The organism is Streptomyces sp. SPB162, assembly GCF_029504575.1.
GTDB lineage: Bacteria > Actinomycetota > Actinomycetes > Streptomycetales > Streptomycetaceae > Actinacidiphila.
This window is the reverse complement of record NZ_JAQFII010000001.1, coordinates 4,753,017-4,779,248: the sequence shown is the minus strand read 5'-3', so window position 1 is coordinate 4,779,248 and position 26,232 is coordinate 4,753,017. Positions and strand designations below refer to the sequence as shown.

At 72.1% G+C, this 26,232-nt stretch carries 25 protein-coding genes and 1 pseudogene; 9 read left to right on the top strand and 17 right to left on the bottom strand.

Annotated elements, in window-relative coordinates:
- Positions 1-34 precede the first annotated feature (34 nt).
- Positions 35-595: a phosphatase PAP2 family protein gene (locus tag M2266_RS21970; RefSeq protein ID WP_277439713.1), complete on the bottom strand. Its 561-nt coding sequence runs from the start codon at positions 593-595 to the stop codon at positions 35-37.
- A 161-nt stretch (positions 596-756) separates the two neighbouring features.
- Here M2266_RS21970 and M2266_RS21965 point away from each other — a divergent pair, with 161 nt between their 5' ends.
- Together M2266_RS21965 and M2266_RS21960 are read left to right on the top strand one after the other, a co-directional pair.
- Positions 757-2,121 carry an FAD-binding oxidoreductase gene (locus M2266_RS21965; protein WP_277439712.1) on the top strand — a complete coding sequence of 455 codons (1,365 nt, stop codon included), beginning with the start codon at positions 757-759 and terminating at the stop codon, positions 2,119-2,121.
- Positions 2,122-2,141: 20 nt separating this feature from the next.
- Positions 2,142-2,897: a decaprenylphospho-beta-D-erythro-pentofuranosid-2-ulose 2-reductase gene (locus M2266_RS21960; protein ID WP_277439711.1), complete on the top strand. Its 756-nt coding sequence runs from the start codon at positions 2,142-2,144 to the stop codon at positions 2,895-2,897.
- Between the two features lie 55 nt (positions 2,898-2,952).
- On the opposite strand, the gene M2266_RS21955 is transcribed toward M2266_RS21960, so the two are convergent.
- Positions 2,953-3,528 (bottom strand): 2'-5' RNA ligase family protein, encoded by a 576-nt coding sequence (locus M2266_RS21955; protein WP_277439710.1) that lies wholly within the window; start codon positions 3,526-3,528, stop codon positions 2,953-2,955.
- 184 nt (positions 3,529-3,712) lie between these two features.
- Positions 3,713-4,780, bottom strand: coding sequence for a tryptophan--tRNA ligase (gene trpS / locus M2266_RS21950; RefSeq protein WP_277439709.1), 1,068 nt, complete (start codon positions 4,778-4,780; stop codon positions 3,713-3,715).
- A gap of 179 nt (positions 4,781-4,959) precedes the next feature.
- On the opposite strand from trpS, the gene rocD reads away from it, so the two are divergent.
- Together rocD and M2266_RS21940 are read left to right on the top strand one after the other, a co-directional pair.
- Positions 4,960-6,201: an ornithine--oxo-acid transaminase gene (gene rocD / locus M2266_RS21945; protein ID WP_277439708.1), complete on the top strand. Its 1,242-nt coding sequence runs from the start codon at positions 4,960-4,962 to the stop codon at positions 6,199-6,201.
- 200 nt (positions 6,202-6,401) lie between these two features.
- Positions 6,402-7,247 (top strand): hypothetical protein, encoded by an 846-nt coding sequence (locus M2266_RS21940; RefSeq protein ID WP_277439707.1) that lies wholly within the window; start codon positions 6,402-6,404, stop codon positions 7,245-7,247.
- On the opposite strand, the pseudogene M2266_RS21935 reads toward M2266_RS21940, so the two are convergent.
- Positions 7,244-7,718 (bottom strand): annotated as a pseudogene (locus M2266_RS21935) (carboxymuconolactone decarboxylase family protein). The gene M2266_RS21940 and the pseudogene M2266_RS21935 sit on opposite strands and share 4 nt — an antisense overlap.
- 49 nt (positions 7,719-7,767) lie before the next feature.
- Here M2266_RS21935 and M2266_RS21930 point away from each other — a divergent pair.
- Complete coding sequence (locus M2266_RS21930; RefSeq protein WP_277439706.1) at positions 7,768-9,213, top strand: PLP-dependent aminotransferase family protein; 1,446 nt, start codon at positions 7,768-7,770, stop codon at positions 9,211-9,213.
- A gap of 120 nt (positions 9,214-9,333) precedes the next feature.
- Here M2266_RS21930 and M2266_RS21925 read toward each other — a convergent pair whose 3' ends face one another.
- From M2266_RS21925 to M2266_RS21915, 3 genes are all read right to left on the bottom strand, one after another.
- Positions 9,334-9,618, bottom strand: coding sequence for a hypothetical protein (locus M2266_RS21925; protein WP_277439705.1), 285 nt, complete (start codon positions 9,616-9,618; stop codon positions 9,334-9,336).
- A gap of 48 nt (positions 9,619-9,666) precedes the next feature.
- A complete protein-coding gene (locus M2266_RS21920) occupies positions 9,667-9,942 on the bottom strand; it encodes a hypothetical protein (RefSeq protein WP_277439704.1) in 276 nt (91 codons plus the stop codon).
- A gap of 914 nt (positions 9,943-10,856) precedes the next feature.
- On the bottom strand, positions 10,857-12,881 hold the full coding sequence (locus M2266_RS21915) for a hypothetical protein (RefSeq protein ID WP_277439703.1): 2,025 nt from the start codon (positions 12,879-12,881) through the stop codon (positions 10,857-10,859).
- Between the two features lie 258 nt (positions 12,882-13,139).
- Here M2266_RS21915 and M2266_RS21910 point away from each other — a divergent pair, with 258 nt between their 5' ends.
- Positions 13,140-14,096: an IS481 family transposase gene (locus tag M2266_RS21910; protein ID WP_277439702.1), complete on the top strand. Its 957-nt coding sequence runs from the start codon at positions 13,140-13,142 to the stop codon at positions 14,094-14,096.
- Between the two features lie 198 nt (positions 14,097-14,294).
- Here M2266_RS21910 and M2266_RS21905 read toward each other — a convergent pair whose 3' ends face one another.
- From M2266_RS21905 to M2266_RS21885, 5 genes are all read right to left on the bottom strand, one after another.
- A complete protein-coding gene (locus tag M2266_RS21905) occupies positions 14,295-15,263 on the bottom strand; it encodes a hypothetical protein (RefSeq protein WP_277439701.1) in 969 nt (322 codons plus the stop codon).
- Complete coding sequence (locus M2266_RS21900) at positions 15,244-15,600, bottom strand: hypothetical protein (RefSeq protein WP_277441433.1); 357 nt, start codon at positions 15,598-15,600, stop codon at positions 15,244-15,246. Before M2266_RS21900 ends, M2266_RS21905 begins: the two co-directional genes overlap by 20 nt.
- A 199-nt stretch (positions 15,601-15,799) precedes the next feature.
- Positions 15,800-16,789 carry a malate dehydrogenase gene (locus tag M2266_RS21895; RefSeq protein ID WP_277439700.1) on the bottom strand — a complete coding sequence of 330 codons (990 nt, stop codon included), beginning with the start codon at positions 16,787-16,789 and terminating at the stop codon, positions 15,800-15,802.
- Between the two features lie 191 nt (positions 16,790-16,980).
- Positions 16,981-17,433, bottom strand: coding sequence for a DUF3017 domain-containing protein (locus M2266_RS21890; RefSeq protein ID WP_277439699.1), 453 nt, complete (start codon positions 17,431-17,433; stop codon positions 16,981-16,983).
- Positions 17,423-18,289 (bottom strand): bifunctional methylenetetrahydrofolate dehydrogenase/methenyltetrahydrofolate cyclohydrolase, encoded by an 867-nt coding sequence (locus tag M2266_RS21885; protein WP_277439698.1) that lies wholly within the window; start codon positions 18,287-18,289, stop codon positions 17,423-17,425. Before M2266_RS21885 ends, M2266_RS21890 begins: the two co-directional genes overlap by 11 nt.
- 272 nt (positions 18,290-18,561) lie before the next feature.
- Between M2266_RS21885 and M2266_RS21880 the strand changes: the two genes are divergently transcribed.
- Positions 18,562-19,194: an RDD family protein gene (locus M2266_RS21880; protein WP_277439697.1), complete on the top strand. Its 633-nt coding sequence runs from the start codon at positions 18,562-18,564 to the stop codon at positions 19,192-19,194.
- A gap of 69 nt (positions 19,195-19,263) precedes the next feature.
- On the opposite strand, the gene purH is transcribed toward M2266_RS21880, so the two are convergent.
- Together purH and purN are read right to left on the bottom strand one after the other, a co-directional pair.
- Positions 19,264-20,826 carry a bifunctional phosphoribosylaminoimidazolecarboxamide formyltransferase/IMP cyclohydrolase gene (gene purH, locus M2266_RS21875; protein WP_277439696.1) on the bottom strand — a complete coding sequence of 521 codons (1,563 nt, stop codon included), beginning with the start codon at positions 20,824-20,826 and terminating at the stop codon, positions 19,264-19,266.
- Positions 20,823-21,446, bottom strand: coding sequence for a phosphoribosylglycinamide formyltransferase (gene purN / locus M2266_RS21870; protein ID WP_277439695.1), 624 nt, complete (start codon positions 21,444-21,446; stop codon positions 20,823-20,825). Before purN ends, purH begins: the two co-directional genes overlap by 4 nt.
- Positions 21,447-21,688: 242 nt before the next feature.
- Between purN and M2266_RS21865 the strand changes: the two genes are divergently transcribed.
- Complete coding sequence (locus M2266_RS21865; protein ID WP_277439694.1) at positions 21,689-22,411, top strand: hypothetical protein; 723 nt, start codon at positions 21,689-21,691, stop codon at positions 22,409-22,411.
- Between the two features lie 40 nt (positions 22,412-22,451).
- Here the strand turns inward: M2266_RS21865 and M2266_RS21860 are convergent, their stop codons facing one another.
- Entirely contained in the window at positions 22,452-24,008 is a 1,557-nt protein-coding gene (locus M2266_RS21860) for a DUF6350 family protein (RefSeq protein ID WP_277441295.1), read from the bottom strand.
- An 85-nt stretch (positions 24,009-24,093) separates the two neighbouring features.
- A complete protein-coding gene (locus M2266_RS21855) occupies positions 24,094-24,345 on the bottom strand; it encodes a hypothetical protein (protein ID WP_277439693.1) in 252 nt (83 codons plus the stop codon).
- Here M2266_RS21855 and M2266_RS21850 point away from each other — a divergent pair.
- Entirely contained in the window at positions 24,338-25,138 is an 801-nt protein-coding gene (locus M2266_RS21850; protein WP_277439692.1) for an RNA polymerase subunit sigma-70, read from the top strand. The two genes, M2266_RS21855 and M2266_RS21850, sit on opposite strands and share 8 nt — an antisense overlap.
- Positions 25,139-25,346: 208 nt before the next feature.
- Here the strand turns inward: M2266_RS21850 and sucD are convergent, their stop codons facing one another.
- Entirely contained in the window at positions 25,347-26,231 is an 885-nt protein-coding gene (sucD, locus tag M2266_RS21845; protein WP_138352982.1) for a succinate--CoA ligase subunit alpha, read from the bottom strand.
- Between the last annotated feature and the right edge of the window lies 1 nt (position 26,232).

Sequence of the window (26,232 nt, the reverse complement as noted above, 5' to 3'; positions counted from 1 at the left end):
ACGCGGTACGTCGTCGAACACCGCCGAGGTGGGCTCAGCCATGGGTTCCTCCGCCCCGCAGCGACCAGGCCCGGCCCAGCCGGGCGGTGGCGGCGCCCAGCGCGGCGCCCGCGGCGACGTCGCTCGGGTAGTGCACGCCCGCGACCAGCCGTGACGCGCACACCCCGGCGGCCAGCGGGGGGAAGGGGCTGAACAGGCGGAACGGGCCCGGCAGCAGCGCGCCGAAGGCGACGGCCGCGGCCGCCGACGACGCCGCGTGGGAGCTGGGGAAACTGTGCCGGCCCGTGGTGCTCACCAGGGGCCGCGCGGCCGGCAGGTACGGGCGCGGCCGGCGGACGACCCGCTTGACGCCCATGCTCGCGACGTGCGCGGCTCCGACGAGGACGGTGGCCCGCAGCCAGGCACGTCGGCGCGCCCGGTCCGCGCAGGCGCCGGTGAGCCCGGCGGCGATCCACAGCGCGGCGTGCTCGCCGCTCCAGGACAGCGCCCGCGCGGCGCGCGCGACCGGCGGCCCGTCGCCGCATCGGCGCAGCGCGGTGAGCAGTTGGCGGTCCACTTCCGACGCACGTGACGCCGCGGAGTCCGAAGTTCGCACCGGCGGTTCTCCTTCTTTCGTGGCACGCCCCCTCCAAAACAAAAGGGACAATGAGGTAATATGCCCGTTATCGACTCCCGGCTCACCCCCACTCACCCGTTCCAGTGAGAGACCTGGCATACAGGGGCAATACACACCTTCCGGGCGATAACGTCACGCTCATGCCCGCACCCTCCGCCCTGACCACCCCCGTCTCCGGCTGGGGCCGCACCGCGCCCACCACCGCCCACGTCTTCCGCCCGCGCACCTACGAGGAGGCGGCCGAGGCGGTCCGGGACTGCGGGGGCCGCGGCGCCATCGCCCGCGGGCTCGGCCGGGCGTACGGCGACGCCGCCCAGAACGCCGGCGGTGCCGTCCTCGACATGACGGGCCTGGACCGGATCCACGAGATCGACGCCGTCAACGGCCTGGTGGTCTGTGACGCCGGGGTGAGCCTGCACCGGCTGATGCAGATCCTGCTGCCGCTCGGCTGGTTCGTGCCCGTCAGCCCGGGGACCCGGTACGTCACGGTCGGCGGAGCCATCGGCACGGACATCCACGGCAAGAACCACCACCTGTCGGGGTCGTTCACCCGCCACGTGCGTGCCATCGAGCTGCTGACGGCGGACGGCGGCACCCGCCTCGTCACGCCCGAGGACGAGCCGGAGCTGTTCTGGGCGACGGCCGGCGGCATGGGCCTGACCGGCATCGTGCTCGCCGCGACGATCCAGCTGCTGCCCGTGGAGACCTCGCTGATGAGCGTCGACACCGAACGGGCCACCGACCTCGACGACCTGATGGCCCGGCTCACCGCCGGCGACCACCGCTACCGCTACTCGGTCGCCTGGATCGACCTGCTCGCCCGCGGCGCGAAGACCGGCCGGGCCGTCCTGACCCGCGGCGACCACGCCCCCCTCGACGCCCTGCCGCCCCGCGCCCGCCGCGCGCCGCTCGACTTCCGGCCGCGCCGGCTGCCGGGCGCCCCTGACGTCATGCCGGAAGGGGTGCTCGGGCGCGGCAGCGTCGGGCTGTTCAACGCCCTCTGGTACCACAAGGCGCCCCGCGAACGGCGGGGCGAGCTGCAGAAGATCTCGACGTTCTTCCACCCGCTCGACGGGGTGCCGGACTGGAACCGGATCTACGGGCGCAGCGGCTTCGTCCAGTACCAGTTCGTCGTCGGCGACGGCCGGGAGGACGCGCTGCGCCGCATCGTGAGCCAGATCAGCCGCCGCGGCGTCCCGTCGTTCCTCGCCGTCCTCAAGCGGTTCGGCGAGGCCGACCCGGGGTGGCTCTCGTTCCCGATGGCCGGCTGGACGCTCGCCCTCGACATCCCCGCGGCCATGCCGGGCCTGGCCGCCTTCCTCGACGTCCTGGACGACGAGGTCGCCGCCGCCGACGGCCGCGTCTACCTCGCGAAGGACTCCCGGCTCCGCCCCGAACTGCTGCCCGCCATGTACCCGCGCCTCGACGCCTTCCGGCAGCTGCGCGCCGACCTCGACCCCCGCGGGGTCTTCACCTCGGACCTGGCCCGCCGCCTCGCCCTCTAGTGCTCTGGAGTCCCACCCCCGTGAAAGACGCCTTCGGCACCCCCCAGTCCCTGCTGATCCTCGGCGGCACCTCCGAGATCGCACTCGCCACCGCCCGCCGCCTCATCGGCCGCCGCACCAGGACCGTCCACCTGGCGGGCCGCCCCTCCCCCGCCCTCGACGCCGCCGCCGAACACCTGCGGTCGCTGGGCGCGGACGCGCGGGCGGTGCCGTTCGACGCGCTGGACACCGGGTCCCACGAGGAGGTGCTCGGCAAGCTGTTCGTGGAAGGGGACATCGACATGGTGCTGCTGGCCTTCGGCGTGCTCGGTGACCAGGCCCGCGACGAGCAGGAGCCGCTCTCCGCCGTCCAGGTCGCGCAGGTCAACTACACGGGGGCGGTCTCCGCGTCCCTGGTGTGCGCGGGCGCGCTGCGGCGGCAGGGGCACGGCTCGCTGGTCGTGCTGTCGTCGGTGGCCGGTGAACGGGCCCGGCGGAGCAACTTCATCTACGGCTCGAGCAAGGCGGGCCTCGACGCCTTCGCACAGGGCCTCGGCGACTCCCTGCACGGCTCGGGCGTGCACGTCATGATCGTCAGGCCCGGCTTCGTCCGCACGAAGATGACGGCGGGGCTGCCGGAGGCGCCGCTGGCCACCACTCCCGAGGCGGTCGCCGAGGCCATCGAGACGGGCCTGCGGCGGCACGCGGAGACGGTGTGGGTGCCCGGCGCGCTGCGCTTCGTCATGTCGGCGCTGCGGCACGTGCCACGCGCGCTCTTCAGGAAGCTGCCGGTGTGAGGGGCCGGCGGCGGGATCCGGCCCAAGGGGCCGGCTCACGGGGTGCGCAGGTCCGTCAGCGGGGCGTCGTGGTGGCGCGGGCACCCTGCTGCTGCGGGACGACACCGCAGGTGTCGACGCCGAACGGGTACTCGCGCATCTTGCGCCAGACCCCGTCCCCGCCCTGCTCGTAGAGGGCGAACCCGGTGGCCGTCCAGGTCGCGGTGAAGTCCGCCAGCGCGGCATGGGCCCGGTCCATCGCCTCGTCGGCGATGCCGTGGGCGACGGTCACGTGCGGGTGGTACGGGAACTGCAGCTCGCGCTCGACGGGGCCCGAGCGCACGTCGGCCTGCAGCTCCGTGCACTCGTCGGTGCCCTCGGCCAGGTGGACGTAGACCACCGGGGAGAGCGGGCGGAAGGTGTCCGTGCCGTCCAGCCTCATCAGGAACGGCCTGCCGGCCGCCGCGACCTTCGCGAGGTGGCGGCGGAGCGCGGGGAGGTCGGCCGAGTCGATCTCGGTCGGCGGCAGCAGCGTGACGTGCGTGGGGATGGCGTACGCGGCCGGGTCGCCGAAGCCCGCACGCGCCTCCTGGAGCAGGCGCCCGTAGGGCTCCGGGACCGCGATCGAGACTCCGATCGTGCTCGTCCCCACTGCGTTCACCCCTCTTCCCCTGATCACGGGCGCCTCGCGGGCGCTGTTCGGTCTGCTCTCAGTGTGACGCGTGCGCGGCTCGCGCCGCGAGCGTCGTCGGACACACTCGGGCGGGACCTAGGACTCTGGCACCGCCCCCACCCGTCCTCACCGGTAGGGCGCCGCACCGGTGCTCCGGTGCGTTTCAGTGCTTCGCGGGCAGGAAACCGATCCGGTCATACGCGCTGGCCAGCGTCTCGGCGGCCACCGCGCGCGCCTTCTCGGCGCCCTTCGCCAGAACAGCGTCCAACGTCTCGGGGTCGCCCAGGTATTCCTGCGTGCGCTCCCGGAACGGTGTGACCCACTCCACAAACCGATCGGCCAGATCCGTCTTCAGCGCACCGTAGCCCTTGCCGGCGTACCGCTGCTCCAGTTCCGGGATTCCGGTACCGGTGAGGGTGGAGTAAATGGTGAGGAGGTTGCTGACCCCCGGCTTCTCCTTCTCGTCGAAGCGCACCACGGTGTCCGTGTCGGTGACGGCGCTCTTGAACTTCTTCGCCGAGACCTTCGGCTCGTCGAGGAGGTTGATCAGGCCCTTCGGGGACGACGCCGACTTGCTCATCTTCGCCGTCGGGTCCTGGAGGTCGTAGATCTTCCCGGTCTCCTTGACGATGTGCGGCGCCGGGACGGTGAAGGTCTGGCCGTAGCGTCCGTTGAAGCGCTCCGCGAGGTCGCGGGTCAACTCGACGTGCTGGCGCTGGTCCTCGCCGACCGGCACGGCGTTCGCCTGGTACAGCAGGATGTCCGCGACCTGCAGGATCGGGTACGTGAACAGGCCGACGGTCGCCCGGTCCGACCCCTGCTTCGCCGACTTGTCCTTGAACTGCGTCATCCGGCCGGCCTCGCCGAAGCCGGTCAGGCAGTTCATCACCCAGCCGAGCTGCGCGTGCTCCGGCACGTGGCTCTGGATGAAGAGCGTGCAGCGGTCCGGGTCCAGGCCCGCCGCCAGCAGCTGCGCCGCCGCGAGGCGCGTGTTGGACCGCAGCTCGGCGGGGTCCTGCGGAACCGTGATGGCGTGCAGGTCCACGACCATGTAGAACGCGTCGTGGGTCTCCTGGAGCGCCACGTACTGGCGGATCGCACCCAGGTAGTTCCCCAGGTGAAAGGAGCCTGCGGTGGGCTGGATACCGGAGAGGGCCCGCGGTGTGAGGGGCGGGGCGAAGCCCGTCGGCTGAGGGTGGTGGTGGGTGACGGGCGGGCGGTCGTTGGCCATGCCGCCATTCTCTCAGGTCGCCCGACCGCGGTCGCCCCCTCCCTGGCACGGCCGGGAGCGTCCGCCCCGAACAGCCGGTGCCGCAAGGTTTCATCGCCCCGTGGCCGACCGACGATAGAAAGGGGCGTCACCCCGCCCCGAGGCGACAACTCCCGACGCACCACGAACGGAGCACGTACGTGACGACTTCGGACACCAGCACAGCTGCCGGCACGGCCGGCGGCACGGCCGCCGCCATCGCCGCCGCGGAGGCCCACAGCGCCCACAACTACCACCCGCTGCCGGTCGTCGTCGCCACCGCGGAAGGCGCGTGGATGACGGACGTCGAGGGCCGCCGGTACCTGGACATGCTGGCCGGCTACTCGGCCCTCAACTTCGGCCACGGCAACCGGCGCCTGCTCGACGCCGCCAGGGCCCAGCTCGAACGGGTGACGCTGACCTCGCGCGCCTTCCACCACGACCGGTTCGCCGACTTCTGTACGCAGCTCTCCGAGCTGTGCGGCATGGAGATGGTGCTGCCGATGAACACCGGCGCCGAGGCGGTCGAGACGGCCGTCAAGACCGCCCGCAAGTGGGGGTACCGCGTCAAGGGCGTCCCGGACGGCCTCGCGAAGATCATCGTCGCCGACAACAACTTCCACGGGCGCACCACGACGATCGTCAGCTTCTCCACGGACCCCGAGGCGCGAGCCGACTTCGGGCCCTACACGCCCGGGTTCGAGATCGTTCCGTACGGCGACCTCGCCGCGCTGGAGGCGGCCGTCGACGAGCACACGGTCGCGGTCCTGCTGGAACCGATCCAGGGCGAGGCGGGGGTACTGGTGCCGCCGCCGGGCTACCTGGCGGGCGTCCGGGCGCTCACCCGTGAGCGCGACGTCCTGTTCATCGCCGACGAGATCCAGTCGGGGCTCGGGCGGACCGGCCGCACGTTCGCGTGCGAGCACGAGGACGTCGTGCCGGACATGTACGTCCTCGGGAAGGCGCTGGGGGGCGGGGTGGTGCCGGTCTCGGCCGTGGTCTCCTCGGCGGCGGTGCTCGGCGTCCACCGGCCCGGCGAGCACGGGTCCACCTTCGGTGGGAACCCGCTGGCCTGCGCGGTCGCGCTGGAGGTCATCGCGATGCTGCGCACCGGCGAGTACCAGCAGCGCGCCGCCGAACTCGGCGACCACCTGCACCACGAGCTGGGTCTCCTCACCGGCTCGGGCCCGGTCGACGCCGTGCGCGGGCGCGGCCTGTGGGCCGGGATCGACATCGCCGCCGGCCACGGGACGGGGCGCGAGGTCTCGGAACGGCTGATGGACCGGCGGGTCCTGGTGAAGGACACCCACGGCTCGACGATCCGGCTGGCGCCGCCGCTGGTGATCTCGAAGGAGGATCTGGACTGGGGTCTGGAGCAGTTGCGAGCGGTACTCGCGGGTTGAGGTCCGGCGCCGGCCGGCTCGGGACCCGGTGCTCTGGCCGGACAGGTTCACCGGTTCGCGACGCCCGGCACGGCACTTCGCTGCGTGGTCGCAGTCGTCCGAGTACGCCCGGTACGAGGACGATCCTCCGCCGTGCGACGCACCACGCCGGACGCCGCCAACCAGGCAAACCCTTCCGGCCAGAGCACTAGGGTCGGCGCATGGTCCTGGGAATGCTCTGCGCGCTCGGCGCAGCCGTTTGCTTCGGTGTGGCGTCGGTGTTCCAGGCGGTGGCGGCGCGGGCCGCCACCCCTGGGAGCGGGTCCGGGGTGGATGCCCGGCTGCTGGCGCGGGCGCTGCGGCAGTGGCGGTACGTGGCCGGGCTCGGGCTCGACACCGCGGGGTTCGCGCTCGAACTCGTGGCGCTGCGGGTGCTGCCGATCTACGCCGTCGGCGCCGCGCTGGCGGCGAGCCTGGCCGTCACGGCGGTCGCCGCCTCGCGGATGCTCGGGGCGCGGCTGGGACGTGCCGAGTGGTGCGCGGTGGCCGCCGTGTGCGGCGGGCTGGGGATGCTGGGGCTCGCGTCCGGGCGGGAGGGCGACGGGGTCGGCAGCACCGCGCTGCGGTGGGCCGTGCTGGCCACGGCGTTCGCGGTGCTCGGGCTCGGCGCGCTCGCCGGACGGCTGCCCGACCGGGCGCGGCCCGCCGCGCTGGGGTTCGGCGCGGGGATCGGGTTCGGGGTCGTCGAGGTCGCGGTGCGGCTGGTCGACGACCTGTCGCCGAGCGCCGTGCTCGCCAATCCGGCCGCCTACGCCCTGCTCGTCGGCGGCGGGGCGGCCTTCCTGCTGCTGACCTCGGCCCTGCAGCGCGGCTCGGTGACCGCCGCCACCGCCGGAATGGTCATCGGCGAGACCGTCGGGCCGGCCCTGGTCGGGGTGGTCGCCCTGGGCGACCGCACCCGGCCGGGCCTGGCACCCCTGGCCTTCGCGGGCTTCGCCCTGGCAGTCCTCGGCGCACTGGCCCTGGCCCGCTTCGGGGAGGGCGGCGCGCCGTCCGAGAGTGCTTAGCGGGCCGCGGGCGAGAGGCGGGTGGTGACGCCGACCCGGTTCCAGGCGTTGATCGTGATGATCATGGCGATCAGCCGGGCGAGCTCGTTCTCGTCGTACTGGCGGGCGGCCTCGTCGAAGACGTCGTCCGGCACGCCGTGTTCGCCGAGGCGGGTGACGGACTCGGTGAGGGCGAGGGCGGCGCGCTCGCGGGCGGTGAAGAAGGGGCGTCTCGCGCCAGACGCCGACGCCGAAGAGCTTCTGCTCGGACAGGCCGAGCTCCCGCGCGTCGCGCGCGTGCATGTCCAGGCAGAAGGCGCAGCTGTTCAGCTGCGAGGCGCGGATCTTGACGAGCTCTGCCACCATCGGGTCGAGGCCGTGGGCGGCCGCCTTGTTCAGCGCCACGATCGCCTCGTAGACGTCGGGAGCCACTGACGGCAGGTTGATGCGCTGGGCGGGAGCGGGAACGGGGGTGTGGTCGGTCGTCGTCATGCGTCCACGCTAAGCGGACAGTGGCCCCGTCGTATGGTCCACTTGGGAGATGAACGACTGGGCCACTTCCGGCGTCGACCTCCATCTGGACCTGGCCGCCGGCACCGGTGCGCGGGTCGGGCTGGAGCGGGCGCTGCGCGACGCGGTGCGGGACGGCCGGCTGGCCGCCGGCACCCGGCTGCCGTCGTCGCGAGCGCTGGCCAAGGACCTGGGTCTGGCCCGGAACACGGTCGCCGACGCGTACGGCCAGCTGGTCGCGGAAGGCTGGCTCGCCGCCCGCCAGGGCTCCGGCACCCAGGTGGCGGGGAGCCCGGCGCCGCCCCGCCCGTCCCGCCACCGGGCCGCGCCCGAGCAGCCGGGGCTGCTGGGGAGTCCGGCCGCCGACGGTTACGCCTACGACCTGCGGCCCGGCACCTCCGACCTGTCGGCGTTCCCGCGGGCCGCCTGGCTCGCGGCGGCCCGCCGCGCCATGGCCGCCGCCCCCAACGAGGCCTTCGGCTACTCGGACCCGCGCGGGCGCCCCGAGCTGCGGGAGGCGCTCGCGGAGTATCTGGCGCGGGTGCGCGGGGTGCGGGCCGATCCCGGACTGATCCTGATCTGCTCGGGGTTCGTCCAGGGAACCGGGCTGCTGGGTCGCGCGCTGCGCGCCCGCGGCGCGCGCCGCATCGGCGTCGAGGCGCTCGGCTTCCCCGACACCCGCCGCATCCTGCGCACGGCGGGCCTCACCACCGTCGAGCTGCCCGTGGACGGCGACGGCGCCCGGCTCGACGGGCTCGGCCCGCCCCACCGCCCCGCGGCGGACGCGGTGCTGCTCACGCCGGCGCACCAGTTCCCCGCCGGCTCGCCGCTCTCGCCCGAGCGGCGCACGGCGGTGGTGGAGTGGGCGCGCGCCACCGGCGGGACCGTCATCGAGGACGACTACGACGGCGAGTTCCGCTACGACCGCCAGCCGGTCGGCGCCCTCCAGGGACTCGCCCCCGGCCAGGTCGTCTACGCCGGGACCGGCAGCAAGAGCCTGGCGCCCGGCATACGGCTCGCGTGGCTCGTCCTCCCGCCGGCCCTCCTGGACGCGGTGGTGGAGGAGAAGCGGTCCGCCGACCGCCACTCCCCCGTCATGGACCAGCTCACCCTCGCCGAGCTGATCCGCTCGGGCGCGTACGACCGCCACGTACGGCGGATGCGGCTGCACTACCGCAGGCGCCGCGATCGGCTGGTCACGGCGCTGGCCCTGCACGCCCCCCGGGTGCGGGTGTCGGGCATCGCGGCCGGGCTGCACGCCGTCCTCGAACTGCCGCCCGGATCGCCCGCGACGAGCGACCTCGTCGCCCGCGCGAGCCGGGCCGGCCTCGCACTGGCGGGTCTCGAGGCCTACAACGGCCCGACGGACGGCCCCGGCGCCCTGGTCGTCGGCTTCGGCTCACCCCCGGAACACGCCTTCACCGGCGCCCTCGACACGCTGTGCGCGCTGCTGTCGGACCGGGCCGCCGGCCGCTGATCGGCCGCCGTCGGAGCAGTCCCGTCGACAGCGCACGCTCTCTCCGGCCAGTCCACCGGAGGTGGACCCAGCCGCGCCGCCGGAACGCCGGAAGGCCCCCATCGACCTCGACCGAAGGCGTCAGCCCGCGGGTTTCGGAGCACTCAACTTGGCCTGCTTCTTCTGGGCCTCGGTGACCAGGCGGTTCTCCTCCGCCGGATAGGAGTCGAAGAGCCGTCCCAGCGCGCCCATCCGGCCCTGGAAATCCGCACCCCAGGTGTCCGCCGCGGTTCCGACCCAGGTTTCGCGTCCGATGAGGTCATTGACCTTCTTTATCGCGGCGCGGATGGCGGCGGCGGAGGTCTCGACCTTGTTCATGTCCTGGCGGCAGAGGGTGCCGAGCTTGTCCTCGTCGGGTATGCCCATGATATTTCCTTCCCGATTCTTCACGCAGTGAAATTCGCGCGGTTGACGTCACGCGACGCGGATCTGCAGGACGTAGTCCGCCAGTCCGCCAAGAATGAGGCTGCCCGACCGATAGGTCATGGCCTCGGGGAGCGCGCACGGAAGATGCGATGCGTCCACCGGGTGCGGGATGCGGCAGGCCTTTGTCGATTCGCTGCCGGATTTCTCGTGCGCGATGACATCGGCTGTACCGGAATGGAGATGCAGGACCGCGCCGTCGTCGCCCGACGCGTCGTAGACCTGGGCGAAGACCCCGTCCGCACCGTCGCCGGTCAGCCACCGCACCTTGAGGGCGGCGGGGCGCCCCCGGTATCCCGTCGATCGCCTTCGGCAGTCGGGGCTTGCTCAGGCTGCCGTCGGCGCGGACGGCCAGCACGTCGCCGAGGCGTCCGTGGGCCCGCTCGGGGATCTCGGGGGAGACATAGGCCGTGCCGGTCGCGTCCACCGCGCTGTCCCGCCCGATCTGGAGGAGGCCGCCGTCATTGCTCTTTCCGGTGGTGCGGTAGAGCTGTTCGAGGGTGCCGCTCTTGAGCGCCCACAGGACGTCCTGGTCCCCGATCAGGATGGTGCCGTCGGGGCCGACCCCGAACGGGCTCGGCCCGGCGAAGTGGAATCCGGCGGCGGGAGCCGACGTGGGCACGGGGCCGCCCGGAGTGCGGGCCGGCCCGGCGGCCCCGGCCAACACGGACACGGTCCCGTCCAGGGCCATCCTCTTCACCTGGCCGGCGTCGCCGAATACCAGGGAGCCGTCCGGCAGCGCGACCATGCCGGACGTACGGGTGCCGGCCCTGGTAACCCCCGCGACTGTCGACACCGTCCGATCGGGCTTGAGCCGGACCGCCTTGTCACCGAGAACGTAGACGCTCCCGTCCGGGCCGGTCGTCATGCCGCCCGGGACGGTGACTCCGCCGAAACCGTAGAACGCCACGTCCCGCAGGGCGGCATCGCGGCCGCCCTCCGAGAAGTCCAGGACCGCGGCGGCCTGGCGCGGCGCGGGCGCGGTCCACTCGTCGTCGGTCCCGCCACCGCCACCGCCCCCACAGGCGCCGGCCGTGCCGACGAGAGCGGCCACGGCGAGCCCGGCCAGCCACCTGCGTGGTTTCATTCGGGAGCACCTTTCCGGGGAGCATTTCGGGGAATGGGGCGGGAACTCGGTGAGGGAGAAAGGGTGGAAACACCGTACGGGCGGCCGCTTGCCGTCAGTTGGAGTTGAAACGGCCGGCGCCCAGGTCGAACCCGTTCCCCATATCGGTTTTGTAGAGGTTCTCGATCTCGGGGTGGCTCTGGGCGATACCCGTCCACCAGCCCTCGAATTCCTGCTGGTCATTGGTGCCGGGCCGGAAGGTGATGTTGCCGCTCGCCCACTCGGGGTGGTTCTTCGGCGGCTCGATCTTGTTCGAGCCCACGAGGCCCTGCACGATCGAGACCCGCATCTGCGCGTAGTCGTCGAATACGGTGACCTGCGCGTTGCTGTCCACGGTGGAGGCGTTGTTCGTGGAGAAGGCGGCGCTGGCGATGGGCAGGCCGCCCCAGATCGCGGCCTTCACGAAGTCAGCCGGAATGTTGTTGGTGGGAACGCTGGCGACGAAACCGCCGACCACGTTGAGCCACTTGATCTCATTGATGTGGTCCGCGTCCGTCTTTGCGGCCGGGTCGTATTTCACCTTCTGTCCGGCCACAGACACCTCGCCGCGCAATTCCGCGAGGTTCGACAGGAACGCCTTGGCCTGTGGATTGTCCGAGCCGCGGGCGAAGGTCATGGCGACCTGGGCGTTGATCGCGTTCACGACGTTGCTGCCGTCGTCGTGGTTCTGCATGATCTCGCTGAAGAAGTTCTTCATCGTGTCCCGGCTGGCGTGGAGCAGGTACGTCCCGTCCTGGCCCGGCTGGATCACATACGCCCCGTCGCCGTTCTTGCCGTCCGTCGAGTACGCGAAGTCCGGCACGTAGGCCGAGAAGACCTGCGAGAGGGCGCGGGTGATTCCGGTGGGAGTCCCGTAATTGTCCTTCTCCAGATCCTTCCGAGCCTGTTCCAGGTCGTACTCGGCCGCCCCCGCGTTGACAATGTTGGAGGCAGCCTCCGTCGACTCCTTCGGATGGCCCACGCGGTCCATCGTCGCGGCGGTGATGACCGCGGCGGGGAACTTGGCGTCGTCGAAGGACGAGCCCGGAGTGTGCCATTTGTAGCTGACCAGGGTCTTGGCGTGGTTCGCGCCGTCCGGGCCGGTGAGGATCAACCGTGAGGCGTCCGGATTCTCGCTCACGCGCTGCATGAGCGCGATGGAGGGGTCGTTGGCGTCGATGCCCTGGATGTTGTAGGCGTGGTCCGTCATCGAGCCGCCGTCGCGGTAGTCGACGCCCAGGCCCAGCGAGGTGTACCAGGCGTGCCGGTCGCCGACGTAGGTGCCACCGATCGGGTTGTAACTGCCAGGCCCCTCGTAGGCGGGCCGCATCTCGTGTGTCGCGCGGAAGTCGAGCATCGCGCCGCCGACGTCGGAGAGCACTTTCGGGTCCCATTTGTCGCCGGACGGCCCGTACTTGAAGAGCATGCCGACGGACCACATGTCGCTGTCGGCGGGCTTGGTCAGCTTCGCCAGGGCGCCTGGCGGTAGCTGGATCCTGCCCTGGGCGGCGAGCGAGGTGGCTGCCTGTACCCCCTGGCCGAAGCGGGCGAGGATCGCCTCGGAGTCCTTGTTCAGCACGACGCCGTCATGCGTCCCGTCCTGCTTGTGCAGGATGTCCGCCGCGCGCGTGGCCTGGTCCATGCCGCCGGCGGCCATGAACGCTTGCAGGTAGGCGGGGTCGTCCTGGTGGTCCGCCAGTGACTGGGAGGTCTCGCTGATGATGGCGCGGGCGCTCGGCTCCTTCGGGTTGTCCATGGCCCATTTGAGGTTGCGCGCCTCCTCCTGGGCCTCCTGGGTCGCATTGATCTTGGAAACGTCCCAGGGGATACTGATCCAGTCCTTGTGCGGGTCGTTCGGGTCCACGAGTCGCGTGCCGTGCAGCAGGTTCAGTGCCTCGTCCGCACGGCGCGCCATGTCGCGGGCGTCGGCCCGTACCTGGGTGGTCTGCTGCGAGAGCACGGCCTGGTTGATGGTTCCCTGCCAAGAGCTGAACCGCTGCTTGATGTTCGGCCCCTCGCGATCCAGCGTGTCCGCCAGATCCCGCAGCCGATCGGCCAACAGGCGGACCCGGTGCGGGTCGACCCCCGCGAACTCACTCACGCTGTGTTCCCCCGAATCTCAGCATTCCCGCGAGTCTCACCGGCCCACGGGCGTGGGCACGCCGGCCCGAATCACCCACACTAGATCGCGAGAACGCGGCGGTGGGCAAAGCCGATGTCAAAGTGCCCGCCGGACCCGGACCCGGACCACGGCCTAGGTGTATTGATCACGGACGTTGTTGACACCCTTGGGTCTTGAACATGGCGAAGACCTCCGGTGTGGTGGAGCTGTCTAGGACTGCACCACTCGGAGGTCTTCGTGTCTCACCGTAATGCCCGTCTGACTGTTTTCGGCAGGCGGCTGCTGATCGAACGTGTCCGTTCCGGCCGTCCGGTCGCGCATGTTGCGGCCGAGATGGGGATCTCGCGGGCCACTGCCCACAAGTGGGTGCGTCGGTGGCGGGCTGAGGGGGATGCGGGACTGTTTGACCGTTCCAGCCGGCCTCACTCCACCCCGCACCGGACTCCGGCCGCGATCGAGAACCAGGTCTGCGAGTTGCGACGTTCCCGCAAGCTGGGCCCCGCCCGGATCGGCCCGCTCCTGGGCCTGCCCGCCTCCACCGTGCACCGCGTCCTGGCCCGCCACAGCCTCAACCGCCTGGCCTGGCTCGACAGGCCCACCGGCACCGTGATCCGCCGCTACGAACGCGACCGGCCCGGCGAACTCATCCATGTCGACGTCAAGAAACTCGGCCGGATCCCCGACGGCGGCGGCCACAAGGCCCTGGGGCGGCAAGCCGCCCGGGCCACCAAAACCGGTGTGGGCTTCGACTACATCCACTCCGCCGTCGACGACCACTCCCGCCTCGCCTACAGCGAGATCCACGCGGACGAGAAAGTCGCGACCTGCGCGGGCTTCCTGGCCCGCGCGGCCGCCTTCTTCCACTCGCACGGAATCGACCGGATCGAACGCGTCCTGACCGACAACGCCTGGAGCTACCGCAAGGGCCTGGCCTGGAAGAAGGTCCTGGCCGACCTCGGCGCGAGCGGCAAGCTCACCCGCGCCTACCGCCCGCAGACCAACGGCAAGGTCGAACGCTTCAACCGCACTCTTCTGGACGAGTGGGCCTACCTGCAGCCCTACCGCACCAACGACGAACGGACCGCAGCCCTGACAGACTTCCTTCACACTTACAACCACCACCGCTGCCACACCGCACTGGGCGGAAACCCGCCCATCAGCCGAGTGAACAACCCTGCGGGTCAATACACCTAGGCCGTGTCTGACACATCCCGCCTGGCCCGGGACGCCTGGCACGCGCGCTCTCCCCCAGCTACCGCTGGGAGGAGCCCCCAGTTGTCGGGCCCGCCCCGGTACGTCCAGTACAGGGGCGACCCTCCGCCGTGCGATCGCACGCACCAGACGCCCCGGGCCCCACCCTCCGGGCGGACGCCGGTATGTGTCAGACACGGCCTAGCAGTGGCCGGTGGTGCAGAACGATGACAGCAGGTTGCGGAAGACCTCCTGGTGCGATGCCCAGTCGCCGTCGGGGCCGGCCACCAGCAGGGCGTACTGGACCGCGCCGGGGTCGGTGAAGGCCTGGACGACGACGTGGCGGACGGTGCCGTCGGTGCGGAGGTAGCGGTATTCGAGTTCGGCCGGATTGCCGGCGGTGGAACCGAGTTGCTGCAGCCGGATCCGCTCGTAGCCGGTGTTCTTCGACACCGTCTTCTCCGTCGCCTCCAGCGACTCGTACGGCGTCGTGTCCGGGCCCCGCAGCGCGAACACCTGGATCAGGCTCGCGCCGTCCGGCGTCTTGTAGAAGACGCTGTCACCATCCGTGCTGCGCTGCTGCCAGCCCTGGGGGACGTCCAGGCTGAAGCCGGCCGGGTCGGAGGTCCGGACGAAACCGGCCGGCGCCGTGCTCGGCCCGTCGCTCGGGCTGGAGTCGCTGCTCGGGCTGGAGTCGCTGCTCGGGCTGTCCGAGGGCGTCGCCGACTCCGTCGAGGTGGCCGTGTCGGGCGTGCCGCCCGACGTGCTGTCGCTCGACGACTGCTCCCAGGGCGAGGAACTCGACGTCGTGGCGGCGCTATTGCCCTTGTCGTGGTGGCGCAGCAGCGCCCAGCCGCCGAATCCGAGCCCGGCCGCCAGCACCACGGACGTGACGACGGCCGTCAGCACGGCCGCGCGCGACCAGCCCCTCGGCGGTCCCGGTGGCAGCCCCGGCGGCGGGCCGAACGCGGATTCGTACGCGGGTTCGTACCGGGTCGCGTCGTGCGTCATCTCGTTCGCCGTCGGGTGGTGGCCCGGCGGTGGCGGGTACACCGGGGGTTCGTAGGGCTGCCCGGGCGGATACACCGGGGGTTCGTAGGGCTCCTGCGGTGGCTGTCCGGGCTGGGGGCCCCGCCCCCATTGCTGCCGGTCAGCGTCCCAATGGCTCATGCCGCCCCCTCATCCGAGCAGCTGGGCGACGGCCTGGACGACGGCGAGGGCCGACGCCAGTCCCCCGGCCGCGCTCGACCCGTCCGGTCCTGTCGATCTCACCCGTGACGTCCGCGACCGCGAACCGGGGGCGGGACAGCTCGTTGCGCAGCACGCCCGAGACGTGGGACGCCAGGACCGGGACGGCGTCGACGCCCAGCGACGGCGCGATGGGCCGTTCCTCGTGCTGGATGAGCTGCTGGATGACCCGGCTTCGGAAGTCCGCGTCGAGAGAGACACCCGCGCACAGCAGGCGGGTGGCCTCCGTGCGCGAGTCGCGGTGCACGGGAACGGACATACGCCCCCCGATCGTCGAACTCGTGTGTGAACTGCGCGAGTTGAACGTAATCCGGAGTTCCCAGGATAAAGGACGCGTGCGCCCCCCGAAGGGTTCTCGCGCCATATTCCGGTGCGATGCACCGGCCTGGGATGCGAACGGCCCGCCGCCGGTCCCTCTTGGGGACCGGCGGCGGGCCGTCGTGCCGTGCGGGCGGGTCTCAGATGAGGCCGAGGGCGCGGACCGCGTCGCGCTCCTCCTCGAGCTCCTTCACCGAAGCGTCGATGCGGGCGCGGGAGAACTCGTTGATCTCCAGGCCCTGGACGATCTCGAAGGCGCCGTCCTTGGTGGTGACCGGGAAGGACGAGATCAGACCGGCCGGAACGCCGTAGGAACCGTCGGAGACGATACCCATCGAGGTCCAGTCGCCGCCCGCGGTGCCGTTGACCCAGGTGTGCACGTGGTCGATCGCGGCGTTCGCGGCCGAGGCGGCCGAGGAGGCGCCACGGGCCTCGATGATCGCGGCGCCGCGCTTGGCGACGGTCGGGATGAAGGTGTCGGCGAGCCACTGCTCGTCGTTGACGACCTCGGCGGCGTTCTTGCCGGAGACCTCGGCGTGGAAGATGTCCGGGTACTGGGTCGCCGAGTGGTTACCCCAGATCGTCAGGCGCTTGATGTCGGAGACCGTGGTGCCGGTCTTCTTCGCCAGCTGCGACAGCGCCCGGTTGTGGTCCAGGCGGGTCATCGCGGTGAAGCGCTCGGCCGGTACGTCCGGGGCCGCGGCCTGCGCGATGAGCGCGTTGGTGTTGGCCGGGTTGCCGACGACGAGGACCTTGATGTCGTCCGCGGCGTTGTCGTTGATCGCCTTGCCCTGCGGCTTGAAGATGCCGCCGTTGGCGGAGAGCAGGTCACCGCGCTCCATACCGGCCGTGCGCGGGCGGGCGCCGACGAGCAGGGCGACGTTCGCACCGGCGAAGGCGACGTTCGGGTCGTCGGTGATCTCGATACCGCGCAGCAGCGGGAACGCGCAGTCGTCGAGCTCCATGGCGGTGCCCTCAGCGGCCTTGAGACCCTGCGGGATCTCCAGGAGGCGGAGGTTCACCGGCACGTCCGAGCCGAGCAGATGGCCCGACGCAATGCGGAAGAGCAGCGCGTAGCCGATCTGGCCCGCCGCTCCGGTGACGGTGACGTTGACGGGGGTGCGAGTCATTGCCTTCTCCTGGCCTTTTCCTGCGGGAAATCTGGCCGCCCCGGCAGCGTCCCTAGCCCCGGAACGTGGGTCTCTCGGCATCAAGAGACCCGCCGCCAGGCTATCGCGCCGCGGCGGGACAGATGACCCGCCACCGTGTGGCCCCGGTCACCGCCGCCCGAATGCGGGGCGGCCGGTGGCCGGTCGCCAGGTCAGCGCACCGAGAACCGGATGATGTCCTCCAAGAACGGGACGTCCAGGATCGGATCCGGTTGCACCATCAGCGCCAGCAGCACGATGCCGGTACCGAGCACCAGATACGTGAAGACGTCCGTGAAGCGGCTGCGCACGGCCAGCATCCCGACCGACGGCAGCGCGAACCGCATCGCCGCGCCCACGAGCAGCGCCGCCCCGACGAGCACCGTGCCCGCCCGGAAGTGGTCGGCCGCGGTCAGCACCAGGCCGAGGGCCACCCCGCCGAGCACCACCAGGATCGGCCACTGCCGGGCCGGCGCCGAAGCGTCCCGGCCCGCCGCCCGGCCGCCGCCCTCGGGGCGGGCGGTGGTACGTGTCCACAGGGCGTACCGGTGGTGGCGGCCGGTGGCCGCCTCGTCCGCCGCCACCTCGCCCGTCGCGACCTCGCCGGGCTCCGGCTCAGCCGGCATGGCCCGCAGCGGCGCGCTCGGCGGCCTCGACGACGTTGGCCAGCAGCAGCGCGCGGGTCATCGGGCCGACCCCGCCGGGGTTCGGGGAGATCCAGGCGGCGACCTCGGCCACGCCCGGGTCCACATCGCCGACGATCTTGCCCTCGCCGTCCCGGCTGACGCCGACGTCCAGCACGGCCGCGCCGGGCTTGACGTCCTCCGGCTTGACCAGGTGCGCCACCCCCGCCGCCGCCACGATGATGTCGGCCTGGCGCAGCAGCGCGCCGAGGTCGCGGGTACCGGTGTGGCACAGCGTCACGGTGGCGTTCTCGCTGCGGCGGGTCAGCAGCAGGCCGATCGAGCGGCCCACCGTGATGCCGCGGCCGACGACGACCACGTGCGCGCCGTTGAGCTCCACCTTGTGGTGGCGCAGCAGCTGGACGATGCCGTTCGGGGTGCAGGGCAGCGGGCCGGTCTCGTTGAGCACGAGGCGGCCCAGACTCATCGGGTGCAGGCCGTCGGCGTCCTTGTCCGGGTCCATCAGCTCCAGGACCCGGTTGGTGTCGATGCCCTTGGGCAGCGGCAGCTGGACGATGTAGCCCGTGCACTCCGGGTTCGCGTTCAACTCCCGGACGACCGCCTCGATCTCCTCCTGGGTGGCGGTGTCGGGCAGTTCGCGCTGGATCGAGCCGATGCCGACCTGCGCACAGTCGCGGTGCTTGCCCGCGACGTACCACTTGCTGCCGGGATCCTCCCCGACCAGCAGGGTGCCAAGACCGGGCACGATGCCCCGGGCCTTGAGCGACGCCACGCGGGACGTGAGATCGGACTTGATCGCGGCTGCGGTGGCCTTGCCATCGAGAATCTGGGCGGTCATGGCCCCCATCTTTCCGGATGGGGGGTCCTGCCGACGAATCCGGGCCGCCCGATACGGGCCACCGGCCGTCATCCGCCCGGCCGCCGACCGTCATCCGCCGGTGCCGTGGCCGTCTCAAGGCAGCGTCGTGGCGGCGCCGTGGCCGCGCCAGGACGCGCTCCTGACGTCGTGACCGTTCCGCCGCACCGCGTGCCTTGCGCTGCCGCCACCGCGACCAGGACGATGTGCCCTGCGTTCCCACGCTCGACGTCCCCGCTCGGAGGAAACCGCACGTGAGCTATCCGCCCGGCCCCAACAATCCTTACGACCAGCCGCAGCAGCCGCCGCAGCCCCCGCAGGGGTACGGCTACCCGCAGCAGCCGCAAGCTTTTCCGCAGCAGAACCAGGGCCAGTACGGATACCCGCAAGGCGGCCTGCCGCCGGGAATGCCGCCCCTGGCGAGCTGGGGCGCACGTCTCGGCGCGTCGCTGCTGGACTTCCTCTTCGTCGGCCTCGTGCCGATGATCCTGCTCGGCATCGGCTACGTGAAGTTCCTCAAGGTGTTCGTCGACGCGGTCAAGGCGTGCGACGCGGCCAACGCCGACACCTGCCCCGTGCCTTCCATGCCGGGCAGCTCCCTCGCGCTGATCGCCATCGGCGGCCTTCTGAGCACTCTCGGCGGCCTGTGGCTCTGCTACCGGGAAGGCTCCACCGGCCAGACCCCGGGCAAGAAGATCCTCGGCATCCACCTGCTGCGCGAGGCCGACGGCCAGGTGCTGGGCTTCGGCATGGCGTTCGTCCGCCGGCTGTGCCACGCCCTCGACGGGATGGCCTGCTACATCGGCTACCTGTGGCCGCTGTGGGACGAGAAGAACCAGACCTTCGCCGACAAGATCATGCACAGCGTCGTGGTGAAGCGCCCGTAGAGCACCCGTACAGCGACCGCGGCCCGCACCCCCTCGGGGGGTGCGGGCCGCGGTCGCGTACTGCCCCGGTCAGTGGAAGAAGTGCCGCGTCCCGGTGAGGTACATCGTCACGCCGGCCTTCTTCGCCGCCTCGACGACCAGCTCGTCACGGACCGAACCGCCCGGCTGGACCACGGCCTTGACGCCCGCCGCCAGCAGGATCTCCAGCCCGTCGGGGAAGGGGAAGAAGGCGTCGGAGGCCGCGTACGAACCCCGCGCCCGCTCCTCGCCCGCCCGCTCCACCGCGAGCTTGGCCGAGTCCACCCGGTTGACCTGCCCCATGCCGACGCCGACGCTGGCGCCGCCCTTGGCGAGCAGGATCGCGTTGGACTTCACGGCCCGGCAGGCGCGCCAGGCGAAGGCCAGCTCCGCCAGCTCGTCCGCGTCCAGCGCCTCGCCGGTCGCCAGCGTCCAGTCGGCCGGCTCGTCGCCCTGGGCCTGCAGCAGGTCCTTGACCTGGACCAGCGCCCCGCCCTCGATCGGCCGGAGTTCGCCGGTGCCGCTCGGCGCGTCCGCGCAGCGCAGCACCCGGATGTTCTTCTTGCGGGCCAGCACCTCGACGGCGCCGTCCTCGTACGCGGGCGCGACGATGACCTCGGTGAAGATCTCCGCGACCTGCTCGGCGAGCTCCACGCTCACCGGGCGGTTGACCGCGATGACCCCGCCGAACGCCGAGAGCGGGTCACAGGCGTGCGCCTTGCGGTGCGCCTCCGCGACGTCCGCGCCGACCGCGATCCCGCACGGGTTGGCGTGCTTGATGATCGCGACGCACGGCTCCGTGTGGTCGTACGCGGCCCGGCGCGCCGCCTCGGTGTCCGTGTAGTTGTTGTACGACATCTCCTTGCCGTGCAGCTGCTCGGCGCCCGCGAGGCCCTTTCCGCTGCCGTCGCTGTAGAGCGCGGCGGCCTGGTGCGGGTTCTCGCCGTAGCGCAGCACGTGCTGCCGGGTGAGGGAGACGCCGGTGAAGTCCGGGAACGGGCTCTCGTCGGCCGCGTACCCCTCGGCGAACCAGGTCGCCACGGCCAGGTCGTACGAGGCGGTGTGCTGGAACGCCTCGGCGGCCAGCCGCTTGCGCTGCGTGAGGTCGAACCCGCCGTCCTTGACGGCCGCGATGACGTCCGCGTACCGCTCGGGGCTGGTGACGACCGCGACCGACGGGTGGTTCTTGGCGGCGGCGCGGACCATCGACGGGCCACCGATGTCGATCTGCTCCACGCACTCGTCGGGCGACGCGCCCGAGGCGACCGTCTCCTTGAACGGGTACAGGTTCACGACGACCAGCTCGAACGGCTCGATGCCGAGCTCGGCCAGCTGCCGCTGGTGGTCCTCGAGCCGCAGGTCCGCCAGGATCCCGGCGTGCAGCTTGGGGTGCAGGGTCTTGACCCGGCCGTCCAGGCACTCCGGGAAGCCGGTGACGTCCTGGACCGGCGTGACGGGCACTCCGGCGGCGGCGATGCGCCCGGCGGTCGACCCGGTCGACACCAGCTCGACGCCCGCCTCGTGCAGTCCGCGCGCCAGCTCCTCCAGCCCGGTCTTGTCGTACACACTCACCAGCGCGCGGCGGATCGGCCGCTTCGTACCTTCGGCGCTCATGCCGGAATCGTTACCTTTCGTCCCTCAATGCGATACCCGTCGCGAGCCAGCCGCCCCACGACGTCGACGAGCAGCCCTCGCTCGACTTCCTTGATGCGCTCATGGAGCGCTTCCTCCGTGTCATCCGGCCCGATGGCCACCACCCCCTGGGCGATGATCGGGCCGGTATCGACGCCGTCGTCGACGAAGTGCACGGTGCAGCCCGTCACCTTCGCGCCGTACGCGAGGGCCTCCCTGACGCCGTGGGCGCCCGGGAAGCTCGGCAGCAGCGCGGGATGCGTATTGACGAACCGTCCTCCGAACCGCGCGAGGAACTCCTTCCCCACGATCTTCATGAAGCCGGCCGAGACCACCAGGTCCGGCCGGTGCTCCGCCGTCGCCTCCGCGAGCGCGAGGTCCCATCCCGCCCGGTCGGCGTAGTCCTTCACCTTCACCACGAAAACCGGCAGTCCGGCCCGCTTCGCGCGCTCCAGGCCCGCGATGCCGTCCCGGTCGGCGCCGACCGCGACGATCCGCGCCCCGTACGCGGGATCGCTCTCGATGACATCGAGCAGCGCCTGCAGATTCGTCCCGGAACCGGAGACGAGGACGACTAGACGAGCCGGGGTGTGCGCAGCCACTGGCGGGGCTCTCTCTCGAGACCGTGCGGATTTGGAGGATCGTACGAGCCGGCGGCCTCCCGCGATTCAGGGAACCCTACGAGGCCGTCGACCGTCAGCAACGATACCGGCACGCGAAGGTCCCCCCACGGGACGGGGGAGCGCGCGGAAGGTAGCGTCTTCCGCAAGAACGTCCATCGCGCGCCCTGCGCGTGACGCATACGACATGAGGAGTCGACGGCAAGGGGATGGCGCAACCAATCATGAGCAGCGGACAGATCACCATCGCGCTGCGTGCGCCCGAGGGCGAACAGCAGGACAACCCGTTCGCCCCGCCGCCCGAAGGCGCCCCCGAGCAGCCCTGGCAGCCGCGGCGCCCCGAGGGGACGTCCGAGGACGGCGACAGCACCCCGCCGCCTCCGCCGCCGCCCGGCTGGGGCGGCCAGTGGAGCAATCAGCAGCCCGGCCGCCAGGACGGGTTCGGCAACCGCCCCAGCGGCCCCGAAACCCCGCCGCAGCCCACCGGCCCGCGCTTCGACCCCACCGACCCGGCCCAGCGCCGCTCCCGCTACGCGCTGGTCTGCGGCGGTTGGGGGCTGATCTTCTCGCTCTTCCGGTGGACCGAGATCGCCCTGCTGCTCGGCGCCCTCGCCCTCTACTGGGGCATCAGCGCCCTGCGCATGAAGCCCGAGGACCGCGCCGCGGCCCGCGCCGAAGCGGCGGCGGCTCTCGCCGAGTCCGGTGCGGGCAACCCCCGCCCCGCCCCTTCCGCTCCCGCCTCCCAGCGGTCCTTCGCGGCAGCGGCCTGGAGCGGCATCATCACGAGCGCCGTCACCCTGGCGATCGTCGCCGCCACCTTCGCCTTCCAGTTCGTCTACAACGACTACGTCACGTGCAAGCGCGACGCCCTGACGACTCCATCGAGCGAGTCCTGCACCGACCTGCTTCCGAAACCGCTGCGCTCCCTCGTGGGGAACGACCGGTAGTCGCCGGCCGGGGGGCGGGGCGGCCCGAGCGCCGACCCCGTCACTCCGGTGACGGCGGAACCAGCGGCACGGACGGGGCTCCCGTCACCTCGGCTGCGGCCGCCTGAGCCGCCGGCTTCGACCGGAACCACCGCGGCCGTCCCCACCGCCACCGAAGGACCCGCCGGGCCGTCCCCCAGCGCTCTCGCCACGCCATCGGCCGGGCCGGCACCCGCACGTGCCACCACCGCAACGCCATCGCCCCCGTCACCCCGACGAGCAGCGTCCACGCCAGCGCCGCACCGCCCGACGCCCACCAGGTCGGTCCGACGTCCGCGAGGGAGCCCGCGCCCATCGGGCCGGCCGACCAGGCCGCGAGGAACCCGGTGGCAACCCCGCAACCGACCGCGGCAGAGGCGGCGACCAGCGCCGTCCGGGCGGGGCGCCAGGAGCCCGCCGCGGCGCCGCGGCCGACGAACCAGGCGGCGCAGCCGCCCGCCAGCACCGGAAGGAGCAGCACCGCCCAGCGCAGCGGCACCGCGTCGGACGCCGGTAGCGCGGCCAGCAGGGGGAAGTTCGGCAGCACGTGGGGTGAGGGTCCCCCGGGTCCGCCGGGCGTGGGCATCCCGGCCTCGAGGGGAGCCACGACGGCGCCGACCGCGAACCCGGGCCCGAGCGCGTACGACGCGCCCCACACGGCCAGGTTCGGTACCAGCGCGAGAGCGACCAGCAGCAGCGCGCACTGCCCCGACACCGAGGTGCTGAGCTGCGCGAACGAGTGTCCCACCGATCGTTCCTGCCAGACGAGCGAGGCTCCGACCAGCACCGCCCCGCCGCCGACGAGCACGGCGGTGGACGCCGCGGCGGCACGCAGGGCCACCAGTGGGCCGCCGGCCGGAAGGATCAGCCAACGCGGCAGCGCGAGTGCGTCGAGCCGACGCCGTACCGCCCGGGGAAGCGTGACCACAGGCCGCCCGCACCCGGACCACGCGCCGGCTCCGGCCGCGAGAACGGTGACGACCGGCAGATGGAGCAGGGCGCTGAGCGGATCGCTGTGCACCTGTCCGTAGGAGGTGTAGAGCACGACGGCGGCGCCGATCACCAGGTACCCGGCGACGATCCAGCCCGCGGTGGCGGCCGCCACCCGGGGCTCCATCCGGCCGCGCCCAGGGGAATCGTCCTGCCCGGCCCCGGCCCCGGCCCCACCCCCGCCCCTGTCGCCGTCGCCGTCGCCGTCGCCGTCGCCGTCGCCGTCGCCGTCGCCCTCGCTCTCCGCCGGAGCGACCGCGTCCCCCGCGGCCCGGTACAGCAGCCACGCGGGCAACAGCGTGAGCAGCAGCGGCGTGACGCCGATCGGCGCCGGCACCCCGGACAGCGTGTCGGTCCGCACGAGGGCGGCGCCGTGGGCGAGCAGCCACAGGTCGGCGGCGATACACAGCGCCCCGTCGAGTCCGGCGTCCGGGAACGGCGATGTGATCCACAGGATCAGGACGACGACGGCGAGGGCTCCGAGACCGAGGCCGGCCGCGACCACCCCACCGCCGAACGCGGCGGCCGCCGCGGATGCGCGGCGGGCGTCCGCGGCACGCTCGGGCAGGGCGGGAGGGCGGTCTGTCATATGGGTCACGACGACCCATGGTGCCAAGAACACACCGAATTGACGGGGTAACAGACAATTGACCGTCGTGTCGCTCAATATGACGTTATGCGTCTTTCCAGACAATCGTGCGTACAGGGGTCGGGCGCGTGACAGCGCGGAAGGCGGCGAAGGAGGCTCCTCCCGCCCGAGGCGCTGTGAAGACGCCGCGACCAACGCGGACCACACCGATCAGATCCATCAGATCGATCGGACCCACGCCGTCGACGGCGCCCACGGCATCGACGACGGCGTCGCCCGTGTCGCCCGCGCAGAGCCTGGCCACCGTGCCCGAAGCCGCCTTCGACAGCATGTACACGCACAGCGTGCGCGGCCTCGTGCGGCAGGTGGAGTTGCTCACCGGGAATCCCGGCTTCGCGTGGCGCGCGGTGCGCCGCGCGTTCGACCACGCGTGGCAGCGGTGGCCGGAGGTCGCCTCGGATCCCGATCCGGTCGGTTGGGTGCGGGCGTCGGCGTACGCGTACGCGCTCGCGCCCTGGCAGCAGTGGGTGCCGGGGCACCGTACGCGTCCTCGGGCCGTCGCGCGGGCGTCGTCCCCCGGCTCCGAACACGACAGGAAGTTGCGGGTGGCGGTGCTGCGGCTGTCGCGTGCCCAGCGGCAGGCCATCGTGCTCTACGACGGGTTGGGGCTCGATCTGCCCGTGGTCGCCGCCGAGAGCGAGGCGAGCACGGTCACGATGGCCAACCGGATCACCCGGGCGCGGGGAGCGCTGAGCGCGGCGCTGCCGGAGCTGGGCGACCAGGCGGCGGCGCGGCTGTACGACATCCTCGCGGAGCCCGATCCCGTTCCGGACCCCGCACCGGACAGCACGCCGGAGACCGAAGCGGCGACGAGGCCTGCCGCCCCCCGTGAGCTCCCCGCGGCCCGGATGCGCGACGTGAGCGAACGCAACGTGCACCGCAGGACACTGGCCGCGGTGGCGCTGACCGCGGTGATCGCCGGGGCGACGGGAGCCGCGCTGGTCGTCACGTACGACCGCGTCGGCGAAGTGCCGCACCACGCGCAGCCGACGCCGGTGACCGCGCCGCCCACCGCCGTCCCGCAACGGGCCGTACCGGTGCCCACCCTGAGCGGTCCCCCCGCGCCCTAAAGGGTGTTGTGAAAGGAGCGGCGTTCGCCCGTCAGGGCGGGGTCCGCGGCGTCTGGTGCGTGCGTGCCAGGCGTCGCGGGCCAGGCGTCGCGGGCCAGGAGGGACTCTCGCAACACCCTTGAGGGCGTGCTGAGCACCGGCGTCAACGCGGACGCGGGCCCGCCCCCCGAGAGGGACGGACCCGCGTCGTCACACGTGACGGTGAACGTCAGCCGGCGAGGATGGCGCGCGCCAGGCGAGCCGTCTCCGACGGGGTCTTGCCGACCTGGACGCCCGCGGCCTCCAGGGCCTCCTTCTTCGCCTGGGCGGTGCCCGACGAACCGGAGACGATGGCGCCCGCGTGGCCCATGGTCTTGCCCTCGGGGGCGGTGAAGCCCGCGACGTAGCCGACGACCGGCTTCGTCACGTGGGCCTTGATGTAGTCCGCGGCGCGCTCCTCGGCGTCGCCACCGATCTCACCGATCATGACGATCAGGTCGGTGTCGGCGTCCGCCTCGAACGCGGCCAGCGCGTCGATGTGGGTGGTGCCGATGATCGGGTCGCCACCGATGCCGACGGCGGACGAGAAGCCGAGGTCACGCAGCTCGTACATCATCTGGTACGTGAGCGTGCCGGACTTCGAGACCAGGCCGATGCGGCCCGGCTTCGTGATGTCGCCCGGGATGATGCCGGCGTTGGACTGGCCCGGGGTGATGAGACCGGGGCAGTTCGGGCCGATGATGCGGGTCTTGTTGCCCTTGGCGCCGGCGTGCGCCCAGAACGAGGCGGAGTCGTGCACCGTGATGCCCTCGGTGATCACGACGGCCAGCGGGATCTCGGCGTCGATCGCCTCGACGACGGCGTCCTTCGCGAACTTCGGCGGCACGAAGATGACGGTGACATCGGCACCGGTCTTCTCGATCGCCTCGGCGACGGAACCGAACACGGGCACCTCGGTGCCGTCGAACTCGACGTTCGTGCCGGCCTTGCGCGGGTTGACGCCGCCAACGATGTTGGTGCCGTCCGCAAGCATGAGCTTGGTGTGCTTCATGCCCGTGGCGCCGGTCATCCCCTGGACGATGACCTTGCTTTCCTTGGTCAGGAAAATAGCCATG

Bases quoted from the DNA above. Each gene is read 5' to 3' on its own strand.
- M2266_RS21900 (WP_277441433.1), bottom strand. From the start codon at position 15,600: ATGTCCGTTCCCGTGCACCGCGACTCGCGCACGGAGGCCACCCGCCTG.
- purH (WP_277439696.1), bottom strand. From the start codon at position 20,826: ATGAGCGCCGAAGGTACGAAGCGGCCGATCCGCCGCGCGCTGGTGAGT.
- M2266_RS21965 (WP_277439712.1), top strand. From the start codon at position 757: ATGCCCGCACCCTCCGCCCTGACCACCCCCGTCTCCGGCTGGGGCCGC.
- M2266_RS21930 (WP_277439706.1), top strand. From the start codon at position 7,768: ATGAACGACTGGGCCACTTCCGGCGTCGACCTCCATCTGGACCTGGCC.
- M2266_RS21940 (WP_277439707.1), top strand. From the start codon at position 6,402: ATGGTCCTGGGAATGCTCTGCGCGCTCGGCGCAGCCGTTTGCTTCGGT.
- M2266_RS21850 (WP_277439692.1), top strand. From the start codon at position 24,338: ATGTACACGCACAGCGTGCGCGGCCTCGTGCGGCAGGTGGAGTTGCTC.
- sucD (WP_138352982.1), bottom strand. From the start codon at position 26,231: ATGGCTATTTTCCTGACCAAGGAAAGCAAGGTCATCGTCCAGGGGATG.
- M2266_RS21860 (WP_277441295.1), bottom strand. From the start codon at position 24,008: ATGACAGACCGCCCTCCCGCCCTGCCCGAGCGTGCCGCGGACGCCCGC.
- trpS (WP_277439709.1), bottom strand. From the start codon at position 4,780: ATGGCCAACGACCGCCCGCCCGTCACCCACCACCACCCTCAGCCGACG.
- M2266_RS21905 (WP_277439701.1), bottom strand. From the start codon at position 15,263: ATGAGCCATTGGGACGCTGACCGGCAGCAATGGGGGCGGGGCCCCCAG.
- M2266_RS21925 (WP_277439705.1), bottom strand. From the start codon at position 9,618: ATGGGCATACCCGACGAGGACAAGCTCGGCACCCTCTGCCGCCAGGAC.
- M2266_RS21865 (WP_277439694.1), top strand. From the start codon at position 21,689: ATGAGCAGCGGACAGATCACCATCGCGCTGCGTGCGCCCGAGGGCGAA.
- M2266_RS21895 (WP_277439700.1), bottom strand. From the start codon at position 16,789: ATGACTCGCACCCCCGTCAACGTCACCGTCACCGGAGCGGCGGGCCAG.
- M2266_RS21885 (WP_277439698.1), bottom strand. From the start codon at position 18,289: ATGACCGCCCAGATTCTCGATGGCAAGGCCACCGCAGCCGCGATCAAG.
- M2266_RS21890 (WP_277439699.1), bottom strand. From the start codon at position 17,433: ATGCCGGCTGAGCCGGAGCCCGGCGAGGTCGCGACGGGCGAGGTGGCG.